The organism is Kribbella sp. NPDC054772, from assembly GCF_053611945.1.
The window spans coordinates 33,963-42,148 of sequence record NZ_JBSHBJ010000039.1; the positions used below are offsets into that span (position 1 = coordinate 33,963).

Genomic DNA, 8,186 nt, shown 5'->3' on the forward strand with positions numbered 1-8,186 from the left:
TAGTCAGCGCGATCTCGGGGGCTAGTGAGATCTTTCCAGAGCAGACCCAATGAAGTTGCAGCGTTTTGCACTGGCGATCGCCGCGCCGGCCTGCTGGCCGCCGCCGTCGCGTCCGTCCCGGCCGCCGCCACCGGCCAGGCCGACCCGAAGCACCCGTTCGCCAAGAACGTGAACCCGAACATGCTCAAGGCGGCCGGTGAACCGTGCATCAGCGACGTCATGTCCCCGACCGTGACGGGTACGTCGCAGGAGACCCTGGCGATGCCGGGACGCCAGGTCCAGGCGTTCCAGGACACGCCGTTCAAGCTCGCCGGCAGCCGTGCGAACACGACCTGGTACGGCGCGGTGAACGCCGTCGGCACGCAGGTGTACTACTACTACGGGTTGCTCCTGCAGGGCGGCAACCTGTACCGGCACACAACTTACGTGCGGGACGGCGGTGACACCTTCACCTGGTCGCCCACCTTCAAGAAGGTCGGTTCCGGCTGGACCAGCTTCAAGTTGATCGCCACGTCGAACTTCAGCGTCGCCGCACCGCGGCACGCGTACCTGTACGGCCTGAACACGAACGGCAGCCTGTACCGCTACCAGATCGTCGGCGCCGGTTTCCGGGCGCTCGGTCCGATCCCCGGGTTCCGCGGTTTCAAGACGGTGACGGTGATCAGCGAGACGGCGACGTACGACACGCTGCTGATGACGACGAACGCGGGAGCGCTCTGGACCGCGCGCATCCCGGTCGCCGCCGGGGCGAAGCCGGTGATGAAGCTGATCCGCTCGTCGGGTTGGTCGGCGTACGAGTCGCTCGTCGTCCAGGGCTGCGGGACCCGCGGCGGTTCGCTGCTCGTGGCGGTCGACAACGACACGCAGTCCGGCTACCAGTTCGCGCTGAGCAAGACGAACGGCACCGCGACCGCGATCACGGCGTACGGCAAGGTCCCGGCCGTTTTCAACGTGGCCAGTCACGCGGCGATCACCACGCACTACAACCAGCTGACCGGCGAGTAGTCGTCGAATCCGATCATCCGGAGGCTCAGCCTCCGCGCCTCGGCAAGTACGGCGCGAAGGCGGTCCGGGTGGATATGATTGCCTTGGGCAACCGGTGCTATCTCGTGGGCGTACAGCGCCAGCGTCCCGTCGGCCTCGGCGAGCTCCCGTAAGAGCTCGCTGAGGGCGACGGCGTCGTTCAGTTGCGGTACGCCGCCCCGCCCGGTGTCGATGCCGCGCCCGGGAAACACCTTCGCGTCCCCGTGCACGACCGACGCCAACGCCGTACCGAGATCGGTCGTGCGCGGGCTCCCGGCCCGTAGGTGGTTGAACACCTCCAGCAGCACGGCATCCGTCGTCTCATCCCGCCGGCTGTTCGGGTACGCGAAGCTGCTCGCCGACGCACCCAGCGACCGCAACGCCGCCACACTGCCGGTGATCTCGGTCCGCAGGTACTCCACGGCGCCCAACTCCGCGATCGTCTCGTCGGCGTTGCGATGCCGGGCGCCGTGCGACCCGACGGAATGCCCGGCGGACAGTAGCCGCCGTACACCTGCCTGCTCCGCGTCGTCGAGCAAGTCCGCTTCCACGACGAAGAACGTCACGCGTGCCCCGGCCGCGTCGAACACCGGCAGCGCCTCCTCCCAGCCCGCGACGTGCCGATCGTCGAACGTCAGCAGGAGCGTCCCTGTCACGCGCGTACGTCGATCGACGTACGGACGGCTTGCGGATGCCCCGTCTTCGTGGTGACCCGAGCCGGAGCCACCAGCCGCAACTGGGTGCCGTCGGCGGTGACCCAGTGCGCCTGCACGTCCCCGTCGTACACCGTGATCGAGGGCGCCGTCACGTCAGGCCGGTCGGCGCCCTCGAACAGGGAGAACGTACCGGTCAGCTCCGCCGGGGCGATGTCCTGCATCGTCATCGACGCCGGACCCTCCAGCAGCTCCGCGACCAGCAGGATCCGGTCGTCCGTACGCTCCATCCGCAACGTCGGCCGATGATCGCCGAAGCTGATCGAGTCCACACTCCCGACCAGGTCCGCACCCGGCGTACGCACCCGGAACTTCTGACCGACCGCCACCGGCCCTTCCGAAACAGTCGCGCCGTCGGCGCCCGCGATCTCCAGTACCAACCGGAGTGACGAGACGGAGAACGCCTGTCCCGCCTCGATCTGATGCAGCCCGATATGCTCGTCACCGCCCGGCGACACGAAGCTCACCGACCACAGGACCTGGCTGCCGGACTGCACCGACGCGAACACGGCCGACGAGAAGTCGTGGTCGTCCTTCATCAGGTGCAGCTTAACGAACCGCGAGGGTCCCCAGGCCGGGTCCTCCGGCTCGCGCCAGTACCCCATCAGCGGGCGGCGCTGCAGCCAGTACTCGCCGACGCTCGCACTGCCCAGCGTCGCGTCCGAGCCGTGCCAGGTGGTCCCGACCACCGGCACCTGTCCCTCGAGGTAGCTGAACCGTTCCCGAACCACTCCTGTTGGCGTGTCCAGCAACCGCTCGACGACCGCGGCGGGCGCCTCGACGTCGACCAGCGCCGGTCCGGCCAGCCCGAGCGTCGGCGTGAGCGCCGGCAGCTCCGCGAACAATCCCCGGAAACCGGTCGCCTTCGCGAGCAGCGCGAGCAGGTCCGGCGTCCGCGCGGGCTCGTCCGTGTACACGCGGGCCATCGGACCGCTCAGCTGCCCGGTCCGCGAGTGCCACCGGCCGGCCAGGTGCCCCCACAGCCGCTCGACGATCCACCGCGCCCCGGCCACCGCCTGAGGTTCGTCGACGTACTGGACGATCGCGGCGATCGCCTCCATCGTGATGGTCCAGTACCCGGCGCTGTTGTACTCCGCGAAGCTCCCGGCCGCCTCGATCTGCTCCCGGAGCCGGCCGACCCGGCGTACGGCGTACTCGGTCAGCTCCGGGTCCTTCAGCAGCTGACCGGCGGCCAGGGTCACGAACGTGCCCTTCGCCGCGATGTTCGTGTAGCTCATCGTCACGTTGCGGCGGATGATCGACCGGGCCGCGTGCCCGAGCGCGACCCGCACCGCGGTACGGGTCTCCTCGGACAGCTGCGGCTCGTGCCGGAGCAGTACGAACGCCAGCTCCCGCCCGATGAAGTCCGCCCAGTTCCAGTCCGGCGGAACCATCCGGTCGAGCGGCTCTTCGTGGTAGTAGCTCCAGATCCCGTACGTCGGGGACGCGTCGTCGGCGTCCTGCTCCGCGAGCACGCGCAGCAGGATCTCCTCGGCGAGCGGCACGTCTGCGGCCGTACCCGACTCGAGCAGCACCAGCGCGTAGACCACGCTCTCCCGGTGCGGGTGCCGGACGCCGGTCCACATCCGGGTGTGGATCGGGTTGTACTTCGCGTCCTGCGCGATCAGCCCGGCCGCCGCGTCGTACGCCTGGTCACCGGCGACCCGGGCCAGCCGGATCAGCTCGGTGTCGAATCGGTCGTTGGACTCGTGCACGATCTCGTTCCTCATCCTCGGGGCGTCCTAGCCGCCTGCGACTTCGGACGCCTTCTGCAGCTCCTGGCGGATCTTGTCGCCGCCCGAGCTCCTCCAGCGCTCGACGTACTCCTTCCAGGCCGACACCGGTTTGCGGCCGAGGATGATGTCGAACTCCACGTTCTGGCGTTCCTTCTCCAGTTGCGGGAACTTGCGCGAGTTCGTGTCCGAGAACAGCGTCTGCGCGAGGTCCATGGTTCCGTCGGCGGCGAGCTTCTTCTGCGCGGCGTACTCGAGCTGGACGTACCGCGGGTCGGTGGAGGACGCGACCACCGGCGGCGGTGCGGCCAGGTAGTTCAGGCCCAGGCTGCGCTCGTTCGTGAGGTCCTGGTTCAGCACGATCTTGGTGCCGTCGAGCGTGTAGTTGTGGCCCTCGACGCCGCTGGTCAGCAGCCGGTTCTCCGACGTACCGAACGGGGACGCGAGGAAGTCCGCGATCTTCAGCAGGGTCTCGGCGCGGTCCTTGTTCTTGGCCGGGATGACCGCGATGTTGTTGTTCAGGCCGCCCTTCCAGCCCGGCGCGCTGCCGCCGTCGTACCCGGCGACCGGGAACATCCCGATCTTGTCGACCGGTACTCCTTGCTGGGTGAGGCTGACCCAGGCGCTGTACGTCCCGCCCAGCAGGGCGGCCTTCTTGCTGCCGAACCACTGCTGCCACTGCGACGGCGGTGCGGCCGCCATGTCCGGATTCACCAGACCGCCGACGACGATCTTCCGGGCCGACTCCAGCGCCTGCTGCTGGTGCTCGTGCTCGATCATGTTCACCATCGAGCCGCCGGACTGCTGCCATCCGGCCGGGATCGCGAGCATCATCCGGAGGTAGTCCAGCGGGCTGTTCGCGAACGCCCAGACACCGGCCTTCGGGTTGGTCGTTGCCTTGGCCAACTGGTAGAGGTCGTCGAAGTTCTCTACCTTCGCCTGGCCGCCGGCCTCCTCGATCAGGTCGGACCGGTAGTACAGGCCCCAGGCGGACAGCAGGCCGCGCGCGATCGGCAGCCCGAACAGCTTGCCGTCGAAGACGCAGGCCTCCCAGTAGCGGGTCGGGATGTTCGCCAGCGCCGGGTACTTCCGCACGTTCTCGCCGGACAGGTACGGCGTCAGGTCCAGCATCTTCGCGGCCAGGAACCGGTCCAGCGACGGGATCGAGTTGTTGATCTGCATGATGTCTGGGAAGTCGTTCCCGGCGCTCATGGTGGCGATCTTCGTGTTGAAGTCGTCGCCCGCGTTCACCAGCTGCATCTGCACAGGCGACCCGAGCCGCTCGTTGACTGTCTTCCAGAACACGTTGCCCGGCAGCCCGGGCGGTGCGGCGCCGTTCAGCTGCGCGAGCCCGGTGACCGGCTTCCCGTCACCCGGCGTCCGCCCCTTCCAGGCGTCCACGAGCGTCGTCGGGTACTTCGTGAACGCGTCGAGCAGACCCTGGTCGTTGCCGGGCAGATCCGGCGCCGGCAGTCCGGGGAAGCGGAGGTACTTCGGCAACGCGCCCGCCTTGCTCTGCGGCGAGTTCGCCTGCGGCGACGTACCACCGCCGCAGCCGCCCAGGGCTGCCATCGCGCCGAGGCCGGCACCGAGCTTCAGCAGGTCCCGTCGGGACAGGCCTGAAGTCATGATTTCTCCTTGTGGTGAAGGTGGTTCAGCCCTTGACGGCGCCGGTCAGGGCACCCTTGGCGAAGTGCCGCTGGAGGAACGGGTAGACGAGGAGCACCGGCACGATGGACGCCACCAGGACGGCCATCTGGAGTGCGGGTTGTGGCGGCAGCGCGTCGACGTTGACCTGGTCGCTGCCGATCCGGGTGTTGTTCACGACGTACGTCCGGAGCACGTACTGCAGGGTCCACTTGGACTGGTCGTTGATGTAGAGCATCACGTTGAAGAACGCGTTCCAGTAGCCGACCGCGTAGAACAGGCCGACCACCGCGAGCACCGCCTTCGACAGCGGCAGCACGATCAGCCGGAAGATCGCCCACTCGCCGGCGCCGTCGATCCGGGCGCTCTGCAGCAGCTCGTCCGGGATGCCCATGAAGAACGCGCGGACCACGATCACGTTGAAGCCGCTGAGCATCGTCGGCACGATCAGCGCCCATAGGGTGTCGATCAGCCCGAGCTGCTTGACCATCAGGTAGCTCGGGATCAGGCCCGGCGAGAACAGCAGGCTGAGCAGGACCAGCATCAGCATCCAGCTCCGGCCGACCATCGTTGGCGAGGCCAACGCATAGCCGAGCAGGGTGCTGACTGCCATCGAGCACAGCGTCCCGACCGCGGTGACGAACACGCTGACCAGCAACGCGCGCGTTACCACACCGCCGGAGAAGATCGCGTGGTACGCCTCGAACGTCCACTCGCGCGGCAGCATCACCAGGCCGCCGGTCCGGTTTACGTCGTCCTGACCGGCGAAGCTCGTGGTCACCACGCCGACGAACGGGAACAGTACGAGGAAACAGCAGACCGTCAGCGCGACCCCGCGGAAGGTGCGGGACATCAGCCCGGGCAGAGGTTGTCCGTTCCTCATCGCTGGTACACCCCCGCCTCGCCGAAGAGGTGGGCGATCTTGTTCGCGCCGAAGACCAGCGCGGCACCGACGAGGCCCTTGACCAGGCCGACCGCGGCCGCCGTACCCCAGTCCCCGTTGACGATTCCGTTGTTGTAGACGTACGTGTCGAGAACCTCGCTGGCCTGCTGACCGACGGCCGGCTGCTGCAGGATGATCTGCTCGAACCCGACCGTGAGCGAGTCGCCGAGCTTCAGGATCAGCAGCAGCACGATGATCCCGCGCAGACCCGGCAGCGTCACGTGCCAGAGCTGGCGCCACCGAGACGCGCCGTCCACGGCCGCCGCCTCGTACTGCTCGACGTCGATCCGGGACAGTGCGGCGAGGAACAGGATCGTCGCCCAGCCGCTGTCCTTCCAGACCACCTGGCTGGTCAGCAGCGTGAAGAACGCGTCCGGGTTGCCGACCACGTTCAGTACGCCCCAGCCCTGCTGGCGGAGGAACTGGTTGACCATCCCGCTGCCGCCGAGGATTTGCTGGAACAGTGAGACCACGATCACCCAGGAGAGGAAATGCGGCAGGTACAGGATCGACTGGACGAGCTTCTTCACGCGCTCCGAGAGCAGGCTGTTCAGCGCCAGCGCGAGCAGGATCGGGATCGGGAACACGAACACGGTCTGGATCAGCGACAGCACCAGCGTGTTCCGCAGCGCGGTCAGGAAGTCGCTGTCGCCACTGACCAGGACCGAGAAGTTGTGCAGCCCGGCCCACTCGCTGCCGCGGAACCCGAGGAACGGCAGGTAGTCCTGGAAGGCGATCACGTTCCCGAGCAGCGGCAGGTAGTGGAACACCAGCAGCAATAGCATTCCGGGCGCGGCGAACAGCAGCAGCATCCGGTCCCGCCGGATCCGGGCGGCCAGGCTCAGCCGGCGCGCACGCGCCGGCGGACCGGCGGACGCGGACGGCGGAGATCCCTGATCAGCCCGCTGACCGGTCATCGTCATCGAGGTGCTCCGTCCGGGAAACAAAGTGGGAACGCGCTTTCCCGAAAGCTACGGTCCGCCGATCAACGATGTCAAGACCGAAGATTTGGTCGTAGCGCTACGAATTCAGCACGGCGTCACCCATCCCGAACTCACCCACGGGAAGCATTCCCGGACACATTCCCACCGCCATCACACGCGCCGGCCGGCGCGTGTGCGCGCTCGCCGCACGCGGGGGAGGGCGGGCCGCGACCGAGGCCGGACCGGCCGGGGTCGGCTCAGGCCCGTGGTGGTTCAGACCGGGGCCCGGGCGGGGCTGGCTCGGGCTGTGGTGGGCTCAGGCTGGGGTTGGGTCGGTCGTGGAGGTGCGGGGTGGCGTGCTGGGGCCGATGTGGACCTCGGGGGCCGAGCGGGGTACGCCGGCAACGGCCGGGCCGAGGGCGGCGTCGACGGCGGCCGCGCCCATCTCCTCGAACGGTGAGCGGACCGTGGTCAGCCAGTCCTCCTCGCCGAACGGGTTCACGCGCCTCCGCCCGTACCCGGCGAACGCCAGCTGCTCGGGGACGGCGTACCCCTGCGAGCGCAAGTGCTGGATCGCCCCGAGCGCGACCTCGTCCTCGGTGCAGAAGAGCAGCTCGGTCTCCCGCCCGTCGGCGAGGTAGGCCGCGGCCGCTGCGGCACCGCCCCGGAAGCTCCGCTCGGCGGGATAGACGCGGCTGTCCGGCAAGGCGACACCGCCGGCCGACAGGCCCGCGCGGAAACCGTCCAGCCGGTCTTGCGCGGACGGCACGAGCGGATCGGCCTTGAACACCACGAAGTCGCGGTAGCCAAGCCCCAGCATCGCGGTGGCGAGGTCCTTCGCGCCGTCGAAGTCCGGCGGGCGGATCGCCAGCACCGGCTCCGACGGCTCGCCGACGATCACCACCCGGCCGCTCTCCCGCTCGAACTCCATCAGCTCCTGCAGCAGCATCGAGCCCGCCGTCGGCGTGGTGTCGCGTTTCCGCACCAGGATCAGCGCTTCCGGCCGCTGCCGGCGCAGGTCGTGCACGAGGCTGCGCTCGCGGTCGGTGTCGCCCTCGGTGGACAGCAGGTTGAGCACGTACCCGCGGCGGGCGGCCTCGCCGGGGGGGCCCCCCCCCCGACCGGCGGCCTACAAGTGGCGGCCTGTCCCCCCCCCCCCCCCCCGGACGGGGGGGGGGGCCCGGGGGGGGGGCGCGGGGGGGGC

At 68.9% G+C, this 8,186-nt stretch carries 6 protein-coding genes and 1 pseudogene; 1 reads left to right on the forward strand and 6 read right to left on the reverse strand.

Annotated features, from left to right (window positions below; all coding sequences use genetic code 11):
- The first annotated feature begins 24 nt into the window (after nucleotides 1–24).
- Nucleotides 25–1,005, forward strand: coding sequence for a hypothetical protein (locus ACWGID_RS36460; RefSeq protein WP_452203921.1), 981 nt, complete (start codon nucleotides 25–27; stop codon nucleotides 1,003–1,005).
- Here ACWGID_RS36460 and ACWGID_RS36465 read toward each other — a convergent pair.
- The 6 genes and pseudogenes from ACWGID_RS36465 to ACWGID_RS36490 form a co-directional block, all read right to left on the reverse strand.
- On the reverse strand, nucleotides 981–1,679 hold the full coding sequence (locus ACWGID_RS36465; RefSeq protein ID WP_452203922.1) for a polysaccharide deacetylase family protein: 699 nt from the start codon (nucleotides 1,677–1,679) through the stop codon (nucleotides 981–983). The genes ACWGID_RS36460 and ACWGID_RS36465 overlap by 25 nt on opposite strands.
- Nucleotides 1,676–3,466: a hypothetical protein gene (locus ACWGID_RS36470; protein ID WP_452203923.1), complete on the reverse strand. Its 1,791-nt coding sequence runs from the start codon at nucleotides 3,464–3,466 to the stop codon at nucleotides 1,676–1,678. The genes ACWGID_RS36465 and ACWGID_RS36470 overlap by 4 nt, the downstream gene beginning before the upstream one ends.
- Nucleotides 3,467–3,478: 12 nt before the next feature.
- The gene (locus ACWGID_RS36475; protein ID WP_452203924.1) at nucleotides 3,479–5,098 is read right to left on the reverse strand and encodes a substrate-binding domain-containing protein; all 1,620 of its coding nucleotides are present in this window, start codon (nucleotides 5,096–5,098) and stop codon (nucleotides 3,479–3,481) included.
- A gap of 25 nt (nucleotides 5,099–5,123) precedes the next feature.
- Entirely contained in the window at nucleotides 5,124–5,999 is an 876-nt protein-coding gene (locus ACWGID_RS36480) for a carbohydrate ABC transporter permease (RefSeq protein ID WP_452203925.1), read from the reverse strand.
- Complete coding sequence (locus ACWGID_RS36485; RefSeq protein WP_452203926.1) at nucleotides 5,996–6,982, reverse strand: ABC transporter permease; 987 nt, start codon at nucleotides 6,980–6,982, stop codon at nucleotides 5,996–5,998. The genes ACWGID_RS36480 and ACWGID_RS36485 overlap by 4 nt, the downstream gene beginning before the upstream one ends.
- A gap of 316 nt (nucleotides 6,983–7,298) precedes the next feature.
- Nucleotides 7,299–8,069: pseudogene (locus tag ACWGID_RS36490) on the reverse strand (LacI family DNA-binding transcriptional regulator); the annotation flags it as partial.
- Nucleotides 8,070–8,186 lie beyond the last annotated feature (117 nt).